Source organism: Microcoleus sp. M2_D5, assembly GCF_036701935.1.
Classification (GTDB): Bacteria; Cyanobacteriota; Cyanobacteriia; order Cyanobacteriales; family Microcoleaceae; genus Microcoleus.
Window position 1 is genome coordinate 1 of the sequence record NZ_JAUBRP010000063.1, and the last position, 19,153, is coordinate 19,153.

Genomic DNA, 19,153 nt, shown 5'->3' on the forward strand with positions numbered 1-19,153 from the left:
CAACAAACTACATTGAAATTTAGTCGGATTTAACTGTAGCATATTTTGGGTTCCAGTTAAGATGCGTTTACCCTGACTTGTTGTGTCGCCTCCCGCCTTAGTAAAATTTCAGTGCGTGCCGAATCGCAATATCGTTGAATTGCAGCAAGCTTTGCAAGAAATTATTACCACAAATAGCGAGGAAAGTCAAGCATTAATTTCAGATTTTCCCGCCTTTGTGACCGAGGTTTTGGGGTGGGAACCCTATGATTTAGTGGCAGAAATTGCTCCAGAATTTACGGTGCCACTTCCTGACTACGGCGAGACTTTAAAACCAACTTATACAGTTCTAGATCCAGAAGCAGTTCGCCCCTGTATATTAGTCCAAATTATAGAAAATAATCGCCCTTTTGATGAATTAGATTTAGACTCAGAAAAAGCAGGTCAGTGGAATGCTTCGCCACAAGCAAAATTTGAACGCTTATTGCGCGAAACGAGTGTTAACGTGGGGTTATTGTGCAACGGTTCGCTATTGCGCTTGGTTTATGCGCCGCGTGGCGAATCATCGGGGTATTTGACGTTTCCGGTGGCAGCGATGTGCGAAGTGGCCGGCCGCCCAATTTTAAGTGCGATGGTAATGCTGTTAGGTTCGGATCGCATTTTTGTTGCGCCACCGGAACGCCGTTTGCCAGCTTTGTTGCAGGAAAGCCGCAAATATCAAAGTGAAGTTTCGACAAAATTAGCCGAACAGGTTTTAGATGCCCTCTGGGAATTGTTGCGGGGATTTCAGACAGCGGATGAGGCGAGTAATGGTAAGTTATTGAGTGAAATTGCTCAAACAGAACCGCAGCATATTTATGGGGGATTGATTACAACTTTAATGCGGTTGGTGTTTTTGTTGTACGCCGAAGATGAGGGGTTGATGCCGCAAGATTTGGTGTATGTGCGGAATTATGCGGTGACGGGACTGTATGAACGGTTGCAAATTGATGCGGGAAATTATCCCGATACGATGGATCAGCGGTATGGCGCTTGGGCGTGGTTGTTAAGTTTGTTTGGGTTGGTTTATGAGGGCGGCGGCCATTTACCTCAGTATTTACCGGCCCGTCACGGTCAGTTATTTGACCCGGATGAATACCCGTTTTTACTAGGTAAAAAAGTAGGGTACGCCGTCGTCGAAAATCTCGGTGAAATGTCAAAAACTGAACAAGCGACGCACCAAACAAACTCAGTAGGGTGCGTCGCCACCGAAAATCTCGGTGAAATGTCAAAAACTGAACAAGCGACGCACCAAACAACTCAAACAGCGACGCACGAAACAAACTTAGAAACAGCAACGCATCTTACAGAAGTGCCGCGTATTTCCGATGGGGTGATTTTTCGCGTATTAAATCGGTTGTTGATTTTGGACGGAGATAGACTTTCTTACCGTGCTCTTGATGTAGAACAAATTGGTTCGGTTTACGAAGCGGTGATGGGTTACGAAGTCGAACGGGCCCAGAGTCCATCTATAGGAGTGTGGAGTAAACCTAAAAGTTCAAAAGTCTCAGTTACGGTTGTGGTTAGCGTCGAGGAAATTCTCAAAACTAAGGCAAATGACCGCGCTAAATTTTTAAAAGAAGTGGCGGGATGCGAGATTTCTGGTAATTCCCTCAAAGCGTTAAAAGAAGCGAAAAATGCTGATGATTTAGTCGCGGCGTTAGGGCGGAAAGTATCAGCGCAAACTCCCACTTTAATGCCTGTGGGTTCTCTTTATTTGCAACCTGGGGAGGAACGGCGGCGCAGTGGTTCCCATTATACGCCGCGCGCGATGACGGAACCAATTGTTAAGGAAACTCTCAGACCGATTTTAGCAGCATTGGGAGAAAATGCCACGCCTGAAGAGATTTTAGAGTTAAAAGTTTGCGATTTGGCGATGGGTTCGGGGGCGTTTTTGGTGGAAACTTGCCGCCAGTTGGCGGAGAGGTTAGTGGAAGCTTGGAACAAACACAATGCTTTGCCGGAAATTCCCCTTGATGAATATCCTTTGTTGTTTGCGCGGCGGTTGGTAGCGCAACGGTGTTTGTATGGGGTGGATAAAAATCCGTTTGCAACTAATTTGGCGAAGCTGTCGCTATGGTTGGTGACTTTGGCGAAAGAACATTCGTTTACTTTTTTAGATCATGCGTTGAAATGTGGCGATTCTTTGGTGGGGTTGACCTATGAGGATATTAAGAATTTTAACTGGATTCCCCAAAAAAGTGAATCAGAATATGGGCCTTTGTTTGCTGACAAAATTGCTAAAGATATAAATCAAGCTAAATTCTATCGGGATGAAATAATTAATTTAGGAGATGAAGAGGAAAACAGGAAGATAGCTAGTTATCAAAAAGCTGAACAAATATTGAAAAATCCACGTTTGACGGGGGATTTAGTAATTTCTTGTTTTTTTGCAGAAGATAAAGATAAAGCCCGGAAAGAAAAGCGGGATGCTTTGCGATTAAAGGTTGATGTGTGGCAAAAAGGATTGATTGAAGATTCAGATTTGATAAGTATTAGCCAAGATTTGCGAACTAGAAAAAAGCCAATAATGCCGTTTAATTGGGAGATAGAATTTCCCGAAGTGTTTGATAGAAAAAATCCTGGTTTTGATGCGATTATTGGAAATCCGCCCTTTTTGGGAGGAAAAAAAGTCAGCACAAACTTTGGCAATGAATATTTAGAGTGGCTAAAAGTAGCTAACCCTGAATCTGATGGAAATGCTGACATAGTAGCGCAATTTTTTAGACGAGGTTTTACAATTCTGCGAAAAAGCGGTTGTTTGGGTCTAATTGCTACAAATACCATTGCCCAAGGTGACACGCGCAGCACTGGTTTAAGATATATCTGTCAGAATGGTGGCACAATTTACAATGCAACAAAGCGGTTTAAGTGGATTGGTTCGGCCGCAGTTGTAGTCAGTATTGTGAACATCCAAAAAGTAGATACAGTAGGGTGCGTCGCTACAGATATTCTCGATTTATCTCGAATATCTCCCGCAGCGACGCACCCTACGCAACTCGCAGCGACGCACCCTATACTCGACGGGCGACAAGTTCCGCTAATTTCTGCATTTTTGTTTCATGCGGGGGGTAATGAAAACCCTCAAACTTTATTAGCAAATGCTGGTAAAAGTTTTATAGGTAGCTATGTGCTAGGTATGGGGTTTACATTTGATGATACTAACCCCGATGCTACAGCTATTACAGAAATGCACCGTTTAATTCAACAAAATCCTAAAAATGCCGATCTGATTTTTCCTTATATTGGGGGTGAGGAGGTTAATTCTAGTCCAACTCATGCTCATAATCGCTATGTGATTAATTTTGGTGAGATAAGTGAAGCTGAGGCGCGGGAATATCCAGATTTGATGCAAATTGTAGAGGGAAAAGTTAAGCCTCAGCGCGCTTCATTAAAACGTGATGTTTATCGGACTCGTTGGTGGCAATTTGCTGAAAAACAACTTGCTCTTTATAAAGCGATCGCCAAGTGCGATCGTGTGTTAGTTGTTTCCCGTGTTGGTCAGCATGGATCATTTGCTTTTTTACCCAGAAACATAGTTTTTTCTGAAGGTTTAGTCGTTTTTGTAGATGAACGCAATTCATTTTTCTGCATTCTACAATCCCGCATCCATGAAATTTGGGCAAGATTTTTCAGTTCATCCATGAAAGATGACCTTCGCTACACACCCACAGACTGCTTTGAAACCTTCCCCTTCCCCTCAAACTGGGAAACCAACCCGGAATTAGAAGAAATAGGCAAAACCTACTACGAATATCGCGCTGAATTAATGATACGCAACAACCAGGGACTCACCGAAACCTACAACCGCTTCCACAACCCGGACGAACGCCACCCGGATATAATAAAACTGCGACAATTACATCAAGAATGCGATCAAATTGTATTAAACGCCTACGGGTGGACAGACATCGCCACCGACTGCGAATTCATCCTTGACTACGAGGAAGAAGAGGAAGAAAGCGAAGGAATTAGCAAACGCCAGAAGAAAAAACCTTGGCGGTATAAATGGCCAGAAGAAATCCACGATGAAGTATTAGCGAGATTGCTGGAATTGAATCTGAAACGCTATCAAGAGGAAATTCTGGGAGGGAAAGCGGCTGAGGGGAAAGCGAAAGGAGGTAAAAAGACATCATCTAAATCTCGCAAAAAAGTTTCAGATAAGCCGCCTCGTATCCTTGGTTTTCCTGATAGTCTGTAGGGTGCGTCAGACGAAGATTTATCGCTAATAGCAAAGAATTGATGAGTGACGCACCCTACTCACACCATTGCAACTAACTTATCAATAGTCTGAGATGCCCAAGGTTGTACTTCATTTTCTTGCAAAACTTCCGCCCCCAAATCCCTGTAAGTTGAGATAGTTGTTTGATACAATTTGTTTAGTTTTTCATAATCCTGCCACTCTTGTTTTGGGGGAAGTGCAACAATTCCTATGGGCAATTTAGGATCAGATTCTTTGACATCTGAAATCATCCAAGAAATAGAATCTTGGAGACTTTCAGGAATGTGAACCTCAAAGGATATTCCGTGCGCCGCAAAGTAAGGTTGACCGTTAGCAACAACCGCATCAAACTTGTGTTCTTTATGACTTCCTTTTACAGGAAAATCATTTTTTAGCATTTCTTTTAAAGCAGGTTTATCATCATAGGATATAAGAGTTTTTCTAATTATAGAAGTTGTAATCCTCGCAGCATCTTGGCGATTTCGCTTAGTTTTTGTAGGAACTACATTAACCAGGTAAGTCTGCGCGATATCTTCTAATAAATTCTCGACATTATCTAAAGAGCCGTGAGGTTCTGTGAATTGAATACTGTTAATCCAACCCTGTGCAATTTTTTTTAATCGCTCATGTTTAGGAGTGCCATCTGGCTCATCTCCGGGGAAAAGCAAACCCTCACTGGCGGCGAAGTTCATTCGTTTCGCAAAGTCTCTGAGAAAATGAATATCTTCGCGACCAAAAGCCTGCACTCGACTCCAATTATTCAAAAATTGTACGCGCACATCATTGTCATCAAAAGCAACAACGCCAATATTAATCCGTTCATCAGCGATGGGATTGGGGACGTATTGAACGATACTATATCTGCTTGCCATTGCTTTTGCCTCCCTCTATAAGAAAGTGCTTACAAAAAAGTTAATAATTGTTGTTGCTGTCTAGTTAAGTATTCTACTAGAGTAACACGCTCGTCAAGAGTTAGCCCCCACTCGTTAGGCGGAGCTGCCACTGCTTGAATGATTGTTTCTTCACTGACGCTTGAAAGCGCCCGGAGTGCCGAGCTAATCTCATCTGGGGTAAAGTTGCAATTTTCACGCAAATAGGAGTTTAGTTCAGCTTTGGGTGCTTGTATCAGATCACGCTCTGTCCAATTGGGGCCACCGGGAAAGAAATGACCATGATCCACCGAGTAAACTAATCGCGGTGGATTCTTCTGGAAAATAAACTGGATGTCGTTAGCATAGACCCATCCGTACAACACAGCAAGCAAAACAAACCTGGATCTATTTTCAGGTTCGCTAGTTGCAATCAACTCCCAACTATCAAAGCAATCTGGTATAAAGAGAGTAGCGTGTGCTGTGCCTGAAGGAATATGAGAGAGACGAGGTTCAATCGCAATAAGTTCAGCCGACACTTCAACAATCTTAGGTTCGCCAACGGGTGCGCCTATTGCAAAGCCAAGCCTTGCAGTAATCTGGTCATTTACAATTTGTCGCCCTGCTTGTTGACCTTTAACCACATACTCTCTACCATCCTGACACTTGAGCAAAACTGGTTCTGCTTTCGTTCTCCACCCTTTGCGAAAAGTTGTTGCGCTGATAGCTGTTTCTGGTCGGGAGAGTGCATCGTTGAGCTGTTGCTTCCAGTGTTCCCTCGCGTTTTCTGTGTTTTCATTTTGGCCCATAAAAGCAAGTATAAAATTTAAGTATATTCTCCTAACTTATCTGATTACTATCTGTTTTGTCCAGTCATTTTACAAAAATCTGGACATAACAAATAGAGTTGAAGATTATAAATTATAGAGCCATACGGTTCAGTTAAATTTGCTAGTAACCGATTGAGAAAAATTAGAGGTTGAACAATGGATAACTTAACGAATAATGCAACCACCTACCGAGAAATTGTCAAACAGGTAATCTGGAAATATGCCCAATTAAAGCCTTCTCACGGAGAGATCCGACTAGATCCTGTGTTTGACGAAACTCGCGATCGCTACGCCTTGATGCAAGTTGGTTGGGATCGGGGGCGGCGAATCAGAGGAAACCTTATTTATATCACGTTGGAAGCTGGTAAAATCTACATTGAATATGACGGTATGGAAGGCGGCATTACCCAAAATTTAATTGACGAAGGCATTCATCAAAATGATATCATCTTAGGTTTTATGCCACCAGCGCAAGTCCTTATTACCGCCTAAAAACAATGCCCGTGATGCTAAAAAAACCGGGTTTTTTACCTAATTTGTCGGCGACAACCAAGAATTTTCTCCAAAAACCCGGTTTCTGACTATCTCTGATGCTAAAGAAACCGGGTTTTTTACCTAATTGGTTGGCGATAACATTTTATTGGTAGCGTGCGTCAGGTAAAAAAATATCGTTAATGTGAGAAAATATTGGGGTCTGACGCACTCTACTAACTGCTATATGACAACCCCCGCCGAAGTTCGCCAACACCTAATCGACGCTTTACAACTCGACCTCATCGGCCCCATCCCTGACGACGAAGCCCACGCCGCAGAAATTATCAACCAACCCCCTTCCCGCTGGTATCTCAGCGGTTTTCTCGTACCCTACGGGGCCGGCCTCGAACAGCGCAGCGACGACACCAGCAACGACGAACTCGACGAACTCAGCCGCCCCAGTCCCGGCGACGACGAAAACCCCCCGGAAAAATCCTCCGCCCGCAGAGCATTTTTTCCCTCTTCAATGGGGCTGAGTTTCCTGGTTCCCAAAGAAGCAACTCACTTCCGGGCGATCGCATCTTGGGGCGACTACTCGCCCATTCCCACAGAAGAGGAAAAAGCAGAAACCAAACTGCAAAGTCTCGTCTCCGGTGATTGGCTGCGGAAACCTCAACAGGTAGAGGTAGATGTTCCCATCAAAAGCAGCACCTCGCCCTACACCTTGGACATTCCCGACAGCGGCGGCTTAAAACTCGTCATTTCCGTTCGCCCCGTCTTGTCCCAGATTAAGTTACCCCCCGGTACCCGTTCCGTCTCCGCTTTCCTTGTCAACTACCGCACTCCCACCACCGACGACTCCTTGCGAGATACCACTTACATCTTCCAAGCAACTTTAACTATTCACACCCCCTACCCCCTCGTCCCCCGCCCGAATTTGCGGGGACAAACCGATGATGATTGGGATGAAAAGGTGGCAGACTTGCAGTATCGGGAAGACTGCGAATTTGCTGTTGGTCACAACATTTCGGCGATCGCCCTCGTCCACTCCGACTCGATTTGCAAGGAAATTCGCACCGCCTGGATACCCACCGCTGACGTAGAAAAAGTTATCGCGGCCATTGTACCCGGAACTGAACTGGAAATGGAAGCGATCGCTGCGGCACCCAGTCCCGCAGCTTTGCGGTCAATGCTAGAGCCAATGGTAACAGCTTACGGCGATTGGATTGCAGACCAGGGACACAAATTCCCCCTCGATCTCAACCGAGCTCAAATTGCCCAAAAGTTGCTCAACCGCGCCCAAGTCGCGCGCGATCGCATCGCTGCGGGCCTCGACGCTATGAATGACCCCGAAGTGTTCGAGGCTTTTAGAATTGCTAATTTCGCGATCGCCAGATCCATCCGTCAACGGGTTACCCATGACAGTGAGAAAACCCCCGCAGAAATCCACGCCCCCAAATGGCGGCCGTTTCAGCTAGCATTTCTGCTGATGAACTTAACTGGAATTGCCGATCCAGAAATGGGCGATCGGGACATCGTAGATTTGCTATTTTTTCCCACCGGCGGCGGCAAAACAGAAGCATATTTAGGGTTAGCCGCATTTACTTTAGTTCTGCGACGGTTGCGAAATCCAGGGCTTAGCGGGGCCGGGGTTAGTGTCTTAATGCGCTACACTTTACGCCTGTTAACCTTAGACCAACTGAGTCGTGCCGCCACCCTGATCTGCGCTTTAGAATTAGAACGGCAAAACGATGTTCAAAAACTTGGCACTTGGCCTTTTGAAATCGGGTTGTGGGTCGGACAAGCAGCCACGCCAAACCGCATGGGACGCAAAGGGGACAACAACCCAGAAAGTGCCCGTGCCCGCACCATTGCCTATCAAAACGACGATCGTAGTAAACCCTCACCCATTCCGTTAGAAAACTGCCCTTGGTGCGGTGAAAAATTCACCCGCAACTCCTTTACCTTATTCCCCAATGGAGAAAATCCCACGGATTTAAGAATTCTCTGCACCAACCGTAAACGCTTTGCCAATGGTCAAGCGCAATGTACTTTTAAAGGAAATAATCCCTTGCCCATTGTTGCGGTTGATGACCCCATCTATCGCCGCGTCCCCTGTTTTATCATCGCCACAGTCGATAAATTTGCCAACCTACCTTGGGTCGGAGAAAGTGGGGCTTTATTCGGAAAAGTCGATCGCTATGATGACAACGGATTTTACGGCCCGGCTACTATTGGCATCGGTCGGACACTAGAAAAACCTCTCCTACCACCAGATTTAATTATACAAGATGAATTGCACCTAATTTCCGGGCCCTTAGGCACGATGGTCGGACTTTATGAAACGGCTATCGACGCCTTATCAGCTTTTGACAAAAATGGCAAAAAAATCTATCCTAAAATAGTTGCTTCAACTGCCACCGTGCGGCGAGCAACAAAACAAATTCGCGCCTTATTTGGTCGCACAGAAGTCGATGTTTTTCCGCCTCCTGGCCCAGACCGCCGCGATTCATTCTTCGCCAAAACTGTCCCCGCCACGGAACAAAACCCCCGCACTTATATCGGCATTGCCGCTCAAGGTCGCAGCTTAAAAGTCATCTTGCTGCGGACTTATTTAGCTGTATTAGGGGCGGCTCAAAAACATTGGGATGCCAACGGTGGTGCGAGGAATAAAAATAATCCTGCTGACTCTTACATGACCTTATTGGGTTATTTTAACTCCCTGCGAGAACTGGGGGGAAGTCGGCGCATTGTTGAAGATGAAGTCAAATCTAGATTGTTAGGATATAGCCAGAGAAAACGGGAAAATGAGCAGTCAGGATGTTTTGCTAACCGCCGAATTAACGATGAACCTTTAGAATTAACTTCTCGCGTTAGCACTAGCCAAGTTTCGGAAGCAAAGCGCTGTTTAGCCTTAGCTTTTTCAGACGCACACCGAGTGGATGCTGCACTAGCAACTAATATGATTTCTGTGGGTTTAGATATCACTCGCCTCGGATTAATGGTCGTATTAGGACAGCCAAAAACAGCCGCCGAGTACATTCAAGCAACCTCGCGAGTAGGGCGAGACGAACAGCGGCCGGGATTAGTCGTAACATTATTAAATGTACACAGACCGCGCGATCGCTCTCACTACGAACGTTTCGGCGCGTGGCACAACACTTTTTACCGGGCAGTCGAAGCAACCAGCGTCACGCCTTTTTCCCCCCGCGCCATTGACCGAGGAATTGCTGCGATTACCGTTGCTTTAGCGCGTCTAGGCAATCCAGAAATGACCGCACCTTTAAATGCAATTAAAATTACAGAACAACGCTCAAATTTAGATTTTGTTGCTGATATCATTGCCCAGCGTTCTGAAATCCACGACCAAGACCGAGACGCCGAAGAAACCGAAGAATTGCGTCTGAAACTAAAAGAGCGAGTCAATAATTTGCTCGATACTTGGCAATACATAGCTTCGGAAAAAGGCAGTTTGCAATATCAGCAAGAAGTGGGAGTTGCACCGCCTTTATTATTTGACCCCCTTGACCCAGACTTGCAGAGGCAACCGCAACTCGCTAAAAAGTTTAAAGCACAGCGTAGTTTGAGAGATGTGGAACCTGTTGTCAATTTGTGGGTGAAAAATCCAGATGGCTTAGAGATTGATGAGGAGGATTAATTCGCCCACGTCGCGTCAGATTGAGCATCAAGATTAACTCGCTTAGGGTGCGTCAGAAAAAAAGATTATTTAATTGCGAGCAAATTTCTCTCTGACGCAGCCTACAAATAAACTCAGTAGGGTGTATCAGAAAAAAAGATTATTTGCCTAGCGGAAGATTTCTCCCTGACGCACCCTACTAAGTAACTAATTGCGAACAAATTTCCGGCTGACTTACCCTACCAACTACAAACTAACTAAAATCAATATGAAAATCCCATCAGGACAAATTCGCCAAAGTCAAATTTTAACCACCTTCGGGCCAGGGGCAATGGTCGATTTGCCCAACTATTCGATTATTATTGGCGGGTTAAACCACTGGCGGGGCGATAAATCGCGCATCCACGAAGAGCGCCTGGAAGAGCGAGTTGCCGAAATTCTCGGCCTGGCCCGCGTTGCCCTGTACGCTCCCCCTGTAGATGAACAAGACCCCAGTGCCCCTCGCACAGGCATCACCGCCTTCACATTTCCCACTTGGTTTGTAGCGCAAGAGGATAGCACTTGGAAAGCTTTCAACGGCAAAGAATACCGCACCAGACCTTTAATTCGTTGGGGGAGTTTGGTTAAGGGAAAATATCTTAATGCTGAGAGGAAGAAAAAGCCTGTTGTTCCGGTGCGCTTCGTGCAAGCTTGCGCCAACGGACATATCAGCGATATCAATTGGAATGCTTTTGCCCACAACAATTTGGACGCTCTATGCCGAGGGCAATTGTGGCTCGATGAAAGCGGTTCTGGCAATGATTTCGCTGAAATCTTCGTTCGCTGCGAAGCTTGCAAAGCCCGTCGCCCCCTTTCTGATGCCACTGTCCCGTATTCTAAAGTGCTTGGCCGGTGCTTGGGAGAGCGCCCTTGGCTCGGCCCGGTTGCAAAAGAACCTTGCCTTTCTAGAGAGGGCGATCGCCCGTTGTATAATCGACTGTTAGTGCGATCGGCGAGTAATGCTTATTTTGCTCAAGTGCTTAGCGTGATTTCTCTGCCGGACACTGACGCCAAACTCAGGGAAGCTGTCAATCAAGTTTATGAAGATTTCCTGCAATATGCTGAAGAGTTAAATGATATCAGAAAAGAGCGAAAAAAACAAAAAGTCTTTAATGCTTTAGAAGGTTTAAGCAACGAAGCGGTTTGGGCAGAAATACAGCGAAGAAAGGCAGGATTTTCTAATACAAAAAAAAGCATTAAGCAAGTGGAGATTGAAACTTTACTTGCTAGTCCTGATGAAGTTGGGGAAGATGTGTCCGAAGGAGATTTTTACGCCCGCGCTCGCAAGTTAGAGGGGTTAAATCCTCTCGCAACAGCTCGCATTGAACGCATTATTCTAGTGCATCGGCTCCGAGAAGTCGTGGCGCAAGTCGGATTTACTCGTTTTGAAGCAGCTATGCCGGATATTGAGGGTGAATTAGATATTAACGTGCGACGGGCAGCTCTTGACATCGATCCGACGTGGGTACCGGCGATTGAAAATAGGGGTGAAGGAGTATTTATCGCCTTTAAAAAACAGGCAATTGACCAATGGCTGAAGCAAAAAGCTGTTCGAGAAAGAGGGGAAGAGTTGGATAGGGGTTTCCAGAAATGGTGTAACACTAGAGGGATTCCGCAGGACAAAGCCAAGTTTCCGGGATTGCCTTACATTATGTTGCACTCCCTCTCTCACTTATTAATTACTGCTGTTTCTCTGGAATGTGGCTACGCGGCTAGTGCCATCCGGGAACGCATTTATGCTGGGGATTCAGGCTACGGTATTTTGCTCTATACCGGCACCTCTGGTAATGATGGAACTTTGGGGGGATTGGTGCAAATTGGCAAGCGCATTGAATTACTGTTAATCAGCGCATTGGAGTTAGGAAGGCTTTGCTCTAACGACCCAGTGTGTGCTCAACACGAACCGGAAAATCATGCCGAAGACCGTTTCTTACATGGGGCTGCTTGTCATGGGTGTTTGCTGATTGCTGAGACTTCTTGCGAACGGCGCAACGATTTTCTCGATCGGGCTTTGGTCGTAAACACAGTTAGTGGTAACAGTGCTGCTTTTTTCCCCGATGAATTGTGATCTCTAAGGAAGACAGGCAACGGAAATTTCCCCCGTGGGGAATTCCGTTTAATATTACCGGAGTTTATAGATATTCCGAAACCGACAGCATTCAGCATCAAACAGCAACTTAACCGTTCCCGTTCCGCTATTGCGCCCTTTCAATCCAATAATTTCAGCCATTCCTCTATCAGGAGAATCAGGATTGTAATAATCGTCCCTGTAAACTCCAAGCACAACATCCGCATCCTGTTCAATCCCACCAGAGCCACGCAAATCCGATAAAGTTGGACGTTTATTTGTGCGAGTCTCTACCCCCCGATTGAGCTGGGAAAGCAGCACAACCGGCGCGTCAACCTCGCGAGCCAAAATCTTCATCTGCCGCGTAATTTCGCTGATTTTATTGACAAAATTTTCATCGGCTGAATTCACCATCAATTGCAGGTAATCAACAATTACCAAACCCAAGGGGTCGTGCTCGCAAAGAACAAGAGCGTGCTGGCAGGCGCTCGCAAGCAATCAAAACAGGAATGGAGCGTACTAAAAACTGGAATCAGCACGTTTAGCGACCTTCTGTTAGTGAGTCGGCAGAAGAGTTTTTAGCAAAACAAAGCCTTTCTCTCAAAAAATTAGTGAGGCTTTGGAGCAAGGACTGTCATTAATAAAAGCGACTGAAAAGGCACGGATTGCGGTTATTAATACAGTACATAAAGCTCAATAGTATATTGGTTCAAACAATCGTACATATCACACAGATAGGCAGCCAGAAAACACATCGGATTGTTAAAGTACAGACTAGCGTTCGAGCCGAGGCTAGTCAAGGGTTATAGGATTGCAGTCTAAAAAGGAAGCTAACCAAAAAGCCCCAAGCGATGCTTGGGGCTAATAGATTATTCTTCGTCGTCATCCTCATCATCAAGATTAATCATCTCTTCAACCAATTTGCTTCGGTCAAAGCTCCTGAGTTCTTTTTCAACAATTCGCTGGTTAAAATCGAGAGCTGGTTGCATGATTTTAATCTTTTCGCGTAAGTCGTAGTGTTTCCTTTTAGTTTCAAGGCTGTGTCCCATTGCTAAAACTGAAGCTTGTTTTTCGGCGTCTGATAGACCAATTTCTTGACTGTAGGTTTCAAACGAGTGACGCAACTTGTGAGGAGACATAGCAATTTCGGCAAAGCGCCAAAAAACTTGTTTAACTTTTTTTCCAAAACTTGATGAATTCAGAAGTTTTCCATTTTTGTACTGGAGAAAAAGAAAATTATGTTTCTGCTCTTTAACCAAAATCTTACGCCACTTATTAATCCACATTTCAAGGTAGTGATAAAATCGGGTGCCATCGAGGAAAGTGAAATTGTTGAGAGGAATTCCCACTTCTCCGTAGGTTTTCATGGTTTTGTAGTCTTCAGGCCACAGATAATACTGAGCCTCACTAGGGTTTTTGGATTGGGACAGGGACGGCGAACTAATTTTTTGTGGGGATATATTAGCGATCGCTCTTTACGCCTAGAGATTGCTGCCTGTATTAATAAGGTGATGAATTATAACCGCCATTAATAGGTGGAAGTCGAGCGACTACTGTAAACCGAGTCAGGCGGTAAATTTTTATCCGACTGTCAAGCTCGCTCGGGCAATAACAGTTTAGCCGATTGCAAAGCGCGGGCCCGACAATAATATTTCACCCGACTGTCAAGGCTGACATAACGGCTGCTGTGTTGCCAATTTTCTCACACTTGCTTAACTTGATTTTTAATTCAACTTAGATACTGTAACTTGATTATTAAATCAATCCACTTTTTGTTAAAAACGCTAAAAAATTAGCTAATTGTTGCGTCAGCTAAAATCAGGCATTTGCAGTATAAAGTCAGGCAAGTGCAGTATAAAGTCAGGAGTTTGCAGGTATTTGCAGGAACTGCACTTTACCTGTATTTACCGGAAAATATCCTGCAAATGCCTGACTTTTTCGGTCAAATTACTGCTTTTTTGTCCAAGGACTGCCTTTGCCTGTTGAGGCTGGTTTTGGCTGTTCTCAATCGGTAGCAAGCAATGTTTTTGTCCGTACAAAACCTTATTTACTAATTTTAAATAAAAACGATGCACCCTTATGAATGGGGCATCATAGATGTTAAGTAGCTTGATTGTTACCCGCTCTTCGACTGTGCCGGTTGCTCACATTGCTCCTGTTGTTGTGACAACTTCGTAGCAGCACTGGCATCAATTCCTCCCGTCACATCTGGGTAGCGATCGGCTTGAGCGACAGCTCGATCGCCTACGACGGAGTTCATAGAATCAAACAGGTGATCGGCTACCCATCTCGCGCCGTAGCTTCAGCTATTGAGGAGGATTTTGCGGTGGCAATCGACGCGGGCCTTTCTTGCATCAGTCGATATTGTGGCGATAGTTGGCGAGACGCAATTTGAAGAGTTTAAGCAGCTAAAAGGTGATGGGCGATATCATAAAAACGTATACAGGACTTACGCAGACACACTATATGTAGTGTGCAGACAACTACGTTAGCGAAGCACTCGTTGCAGGATCGCACCCACTTGACTTAGAGGACGATCGACAGATCAAGGGCGATCGACAGATCAAGGGCGATCGACAGATCAAGGGCTCAGGTATTTTTGGTATCTTTCAAAATGTTAAATACGAGGTAATCAGAGCTAAAATAAGTAATTAACCATTGAAGGCAATGTGTAAATATGTCATTCAACCATTTGGATTATTGCCAATATTTACTTAGTAGTCAAACCAATTACACCTTGACAAATTTAGCAGACTATCTGCAACAATTCAGCCATGATACTATCAATCGTTATCTCAAGAAATCAGAATTGAGCCCTAGTTTATTGTGGCAGAATATTCAACGAGACATCCAAAAGAGTGATGAGGCTTGTGTAGTATTTGACGACACAATTTTAGATAAAAGGTTTGGACAAAAAATTGAATTAGTTCATCGTCAATATAGTGGTACAGAACACAGAATTTTACCCGGAATAGGATTGATTAATTGTGTGTATATCAATAGGGAAATCAACCAATTTTGGGTAATAGATTACCGAATTTATGAGCCATTGGGAGATGGCAAAAGCAAGCTAGAACACGTTGCTGATATGATAGATGATTTGGTAAATTGCAAACAACTGCCTTTTGCCAAAGTCTTGATGGATAGCTGGTATGCGTGTCAAAAACTGATGGCAATGATTGATAATTTAGGAAAAATTTATTATTGCCCTTTAAAAAAGAATCGGTTGGTAGATGATACAAGGGGAGTAGAAAAATATAAACAAATTGAAAAAGTGCAGTGGACAGAATCGGAACTCCTGTCAGGAAAACTGATCAAAATCAAAAACTTTCCTGCCGATAAAAAAGTGAAACTTTTCCGCGTCACTGTTTCTGCCAACAGGACGGAATATGTAGTAACTAATGACTTAAATCAAAATGACATAACAGATGTCAGGAAAATTTGTAGTCAACGCTGGAAAATCGAAGAATTTCATCGTGAGCTCAAACAATTAACAGGTATTGAATCTTGTCAGTGCCGTAAAGCCAGGATTCAAAGGAATCATATTACCTGTGCAATTTTAGTATGGACATTTCTCAAAAAAACAGCGCGTTTAATGGGAAAAACCATCTATCAATTAAAGAGTGAATTACTGTCAGACTATCTCAAAAAGGAACTGAAATACCCAGCAATACGTTTAGCACTTGTTTGACAGAAGAGTTGGTGATTTCTTGATTAATTAAATTTTTTATTGTATGGACGATCGCGGTCGGAGTGAAAACGCGGTTGCCCTTTTTCGGCACACTATATGTAGGGCTTGCTGAAAAAGTCAGAAAACAGCATTTAGAAAGATGAGTGAATTTGAGCTGGCATCGGCAATATAAGTTTTGTCAATCTTGTGATGGCGAAACATAGCTTTTACCAATGATTGAAGCCAACAAACATGACAAAAGGTTTTTGTTGTGAAATAGACAGAAAAAAAGCCAAAAAGCCTGCCGTAGCAGGGCAGAAAGATTCATCACCAGAAAAGTTATTGCGATGCTTGTTTCAGAAGTATTACCAAGTTTAGCCATCACTCTACCGAGGCTGAATCTTCTTTTGGCTTCTCCAAATTTTCCCTCAATTGAGTTACGAATTCTCTCGTCTGACTGAGCCTGTTTTTTCGTTGACTTGCTGATATTTGTCGGGGGCCTTCCTAGAGGGGGGCCACTCATTCTAATCCCTCTTTCTTTGCACCACGCTCGATTTTCTTTCTTTCGATAAATTCGATCTACATGAATTGATTCAGGATAGAATCCCGTGAACCGTTTAAATTCTTCTACTTGTTTCTTTAAGTCTACAGACTCGTTAAAATTATCCCAACTAATTCGGTCTAAAAACACGTATCCGTTACGACAACTGGCTGACAGCTTTGCCCCAAACTCAACGGATTTCCCGGCTTTCCCTCTGACGATCGGGCGGATGTGTGGTTGTGTTAAACTTACTATTCGGTCATCTATACTGTTTTTTTTGTTTTCATACATCCATAATTGTTGACGGTAGACTTCTGTTGCCACTAACAGCATTCTATAATAATATTTACTCAGAGACTGTAGTTCTCCCATACCATCGATATGAGCTAAATTTCTTTTGATATATTGGAGTTGTTTTTTAATCGCTTTTCTTCGTACTTTTCGTGATGGTTTCCGGTTTTTGGCTACTGTTAAGTATGCTTTTCTGGCTGTGTTTCGATAGGTTCTTGGTTTTTTTTTTTGCGATTTAATTTGAGTGTGTAGAGCATCTATGATTTTTTCGGTATATTCCCTCCCTTGATTTAATAGTCCTAAATCGGTAGGATATTTTATGTCTGCTGGGGCACAGGTTGCATCTAATATTAATTTTCCTTGATTTTTGGGTTCACTTATTTCTGATGACTTTTTTTCGACTTCCTCTCCTGGCAGTTCTGTCTGCTCTTTAACCATTTTTTCGTTAATTTTATTGATTAGGTTGACACCTATTCTTTGCCGAAAATGAACGAACATTGATGAGTCAAATGGTGAAGCATCACTATAGGTAGTCATGCCTATAAAGTATTGTAGGTATGGGTTTTCTCTTATTTGTTCTACTGTTTCCGAGTCACTGGTTCCTAACCTTTCTTTAATTATTAATGCCCCTAATGCTATCCGAAACGATTTCGCTGGTGCTCCTGTTGAGACTGTAAAATTTTGAGCATATTCGGCTTCAAATTCTGACCACGGAATTATTTTTGCCATGATTACCCAACGATTATCCTCTGACAATTTCCCTGCAGATGGGCAGGTCAAAGTTGGATGGTGGGTTTGGGCTTGGGTCAACTTTTCGGTACATTACGAAAGTGATGCTGTACTAGGCTTTTGACTAATTTTAGCTCATAATCTTACACACGCTCAGCGCCGTCAGGAGCCAAAGTCTTTTGATGTAAGGGTTTTAGGCTTTTTCAGCAAGCCCTATGTAGTGTGCCTGCGTAAGTCCTGATAGATTGAGTTTGGCAGTCGCATGATCGAGTGTCGGCTCGAAATTTTTTACCAAACTCTTGCACCGTTCCATACTCGCATTCGAGCGCTCAATTACCCACCGGGTCAGTATGACGACAAATCCTTTCTTCCCTTGCTTCTGCTTTTGAGCCTTTGTCGGCTTGGGAGCCAGTTCAAATTGAATTTTGGTCATAATTTGGGGATAAATCTCTTCTAACGCTTTGAGCAGCACATCTGGATGATACCCCTTGTCGAGCAGGATGGTAGTTAAGGGCCGGTCATCGGGTTTATCTTGGAAGTAATCAATGTTGTTCGCCAGCATCTCAATCAACCCCTGGTCATCCGAGACGTTGGCTTTGGTACAATGGGTGAAGAAGGGGAATCCCAAGCTATCCACAGCCAAATGTCTCTTGATCCCATTCGTCAATTTGTAGAAACAAAACCCTTTTGATATCACACTGGCGTTACAGGTGTTTTTCACTGTTTGTGAGTCGATCATTAGTAATCTTGTCCACTTTGGTTTTTCTTGACCTGGACTCGTAGCTAGGAGTGCAAAGCATCTCTAATCTGTTTGAGAACCCCTTCTGACCTCCAGTGTTTGTAGTGCCCGAATACCGTAGAGTAGGGTGGTAGGTTTTTGGGTAGGTCGCCCCAGTTACATCCATTCTTGAGTTGATAAAAGATGCCATCTAGGATTTGTCGTGCAAGTCCACCGTGGCGGTCTAGTTTGCTTTTTATTGGGCAATAACGGCTTGATAAGTTCCCATTCTGGAGCGGTTAAGCTACTGGAATATGGCATTTATTTTTCATCTTACCTCATTATCTAAGATCCCAGATTGGTTCTATATAGAGCGAGCATTTGAGCGTTTATTTTTTAACAGGGCGTTGCTGAAGTAGGGTAGGACAAATTTATAGTGCGCTCGCCCAAAAATAACGCTTCAAAAAACGTAAATCTTATGCAATTTCCTGAATATGAGTTAACTCATGTTAATAAAAATGGTTAGAAAAAAGCTAAACATAATTATATTTGTGTCGGTTGTTACAGAGAATTGATAAATTGCTATCAACCTCATAAAGGTTACTCGGAAGAGGTCAAAGGTGAATGTCTCAAAATGTCCGTCAATGGTAGGGGTTTCCAAGCAATTGAGAGAGTCAAAGGTATTATCATGTTCTGCGTAAGTTTTGTTGAAGTTTTGTAACAACGCTGCCAGTATCAAGCTACCAGGAAAACTAACTGTGGGAAATATTTAAATTTGTAGCATTAACTACAAAGACGATCGCGCCCGATCTAGGCTTTTTATCAAAATAATTATCAGAAAATTGGGTTTAAAACCCCGGTTTTCTAGGACTCATTTTTCCAAGGTTAAGTAATGTAACATATTTCTTGACGTTGGAAGTAAGTCAAAACTACACTAAAAGTAGATTTTAAAGGTTGAGTACCTCGCTGCAAAGTAAGGAAAAATCGTAATTAAAGTCAATAACAATATAGATATAGAGCTTTGGAATTGGTACGCGGGGATTATCG

At 43.7% G+C, this 19,153-nt stretch carries 14 protein-coding genes; 6 read left to right on the top strand and 8 right to left on the bottom strand.

Translation table 11 applies throughout. The features are described from left to right. Window positions 1–82 precede the first annotated feature (82 nt). Window positions 83–4,219 carry an Eco57I restriction-modification methylase domain-containing protein gene (locus QUA50_RS22295; RefSeq protein ID WP_333298861.1) on the top strand — a complete coding sequence of 1,379 codons (4,137 nt, stop codon included), beginning with the start codon at window positions 83–85 and terminating at the stop codon, window positions 4,217–4,219. Between the two features lie 59 nt (window positions 4,220–4,278). Here QUA50_RS22295 and QUA50_RS22300 read toward each other — a convergent pair whose 3' ends face one another. Then, complete coding sequence (locus QUA50_RS22300; RefSeq protein WP_333267031.1) at window positions 4,279–5,112, bottom strand: DUF3037 domain-containing protein; 834 nt, start codon at window positions 5,110–5,112, stop codon at window positions 4,279–4,281. Between the two features lie 29 nt (window positions 5,113–5,141). Further along, a complete protein-coding gene (locus QUA50_RS22305; protein ID WP_333267033.1) occupies window positions 5,142–5,918 on the bottom strand; it encodes a HipA family kinase in 777 nt (258 codons plus the stop codon). Between the two features lie 177 nt (window positions 5,919–6,095). Between QUA50_RS22305 and QUA50_RS22310 the strand changes: the two genes are divergently transcribed. The 3 genes from QUA50_RS22310 to QUA50_RS22320 all read left to right on the top strand — a co-directional run bounded on the left by QUA50_RS22310 (window position 6,096) and on the right by QUA50_RS22320 (window position 12,157). Next, entirely contained in the window at window positions 6,096–6,431 is a 336-nt protein-coding gene (locus tag QUA50_RS22310) for a XisI protein (RefSeq protein WP_333267035.1), read from the top strand. Window positions 6,432–6,657: 226 nt separating this feature from the next. After that, window positions 6,658–10,071, top strand: a complete 3,414-nt coding sequence (gene drmA / locus QUA50_RS22315) for a DISARM system helicase DrmA (protein ID WP_333267037.1) — start codon at window positions 6,658–6,660, stop codon at window positions 10,069–10,071. A gap of 247 nt (window positions 10,072–10,318) precedes the next feature. Beyond that, window positions 10,319–12,157 (top strand): DUF1998 domain-containing protein, encoded by a 1,839-nt coding sequence (locus QUA50_RS22320; protein WP_333267039.1) that lies wholly within the window; start codon window positions 10,319–10,321, stop codon window positions 12,155–12,157. A 54-nt stretch (window positions 12,158–12,211) separates the two neighbouring features. Here the strand turns inward: QUA50_RS22320 and QUA50_RS22325 are convergent, their stop codons facing one another. Continuing rightward, complete coding sequence (locus QUA50_RS22325) at window positions 12,212–12,655, bottom strand: DnaB-like helicase C-terminal domain-containing protein (RefSeq protein WP_333298863.1); 444 nt, start codon at window positions 12,653–12,655, stop codon at window positions 12,212–12,214. A gap of 371 nt (window positions 12,656–13,026) precedes the next feature. Beyond that, window positions 13,027–13,524 (bottom strand): hypothetical protein, encoded by a 498-nt coding sequence (locus QUA50_RS22330; protein ID WP_333267043.1) that lies wholly within the window; start codon window positions 13,522–13,524, stop codon window positions 13,027–13,029. Between the two features lie 480 nt (window positions 13,525–14,004). Here QUA50_RS22330 and QUA50_RS22335 point away from each other — a divergent pair, with 480 nt between their 5' ends. Next, window positions 14,005–14,172: a hypothetical protein gene (locus tag QUA50_RS22335; protein ID WP_333298865.1), complete on the top strand. Its 168-nt coding sequence runs from the start codon at window positions 14,005–14,007 to the stop codon at window positions 14,170–14,172. Window positions 14,173–14,273: 101 nt separating this feature from the next. On the opposite strand, the gene QUA50_RS22340 is transcribed toward QUA50_RS22335, so the two are convergent. Further along, the gene (locus QUA50_RS22340) at window positions 14,274–14,417 is read right to left on the bottom strand and encodes a hypothetical protein (RefSeq protein WP_333267047.1); all 144 of its coding nucleotides are present in this window, start codon (window positions 14,415–14,417) and stop codon (window positions 14,274–14,276) included. 417 nt (window positions 14,418–14,834) lie between these two features. Between QUA50_RS22340 and QUA50_RS22345 the strand changes: the two genes are divergently transcribed. Next, complete coding sequence (locus QUA50_RS22345; RefSeq protein ID WP_333267049.1) at window positions 14,835–15,848, top strand: IS701 family transposase; 1,014 nt, start codon at window positions 14,835–14,837, stop codon at window positions 15,846–15,848. Between the two features lie 178 nt (window positions 15,849–16,026). On the opposite strand, the gene QUA50_RS22350 is transcribed toward QUA50_RS22345, so the two are convergent. The 3 genes from QUA50_RS22350 to QUA50_RS29295 form a co-directional block, all read right to left on the bottom strand. After that, window positions 16,027–17,482 (bottom strand): IS5 family transposase gene (locus QUA50_RS22350; protein ID WP_333267051.1). Its coding sequence is split into 2 segments (ribosomal slippage): window positions 16,027–17,424 and window positions 17,426–17,482, totalling 1,455 coding nucleotides; the frame shifts between segments, so codons are not numbered across the junction. 99 nt (window positions 17,483–17,581) lie between these two features. After that, window positions 17,582–18,127, bottom strand: a complete 546-nt coding sequence (locus tag QUA50_RS22355) for a transposase (protein ID WP_333267053.1) — start codon at window positions 18,125–18,127, stop codon at window positions 17,582–17,584. A gap of 44 nt (window positions 18,128–18,171) precedes the next feature. Beyond that, window positions 18,172–18,366 (bottom strand): transposase, encoded by a 195-nt coding sequence (locus QUA50_RS29295; RefSeq protein WP_445243185.1) that lies wholly within the window; start codon window positions 18,364–18,366, stop codon window positions 18,172–18,174. Window positions 18,367–19,153 lie beyond the last annotated feature (787 nt).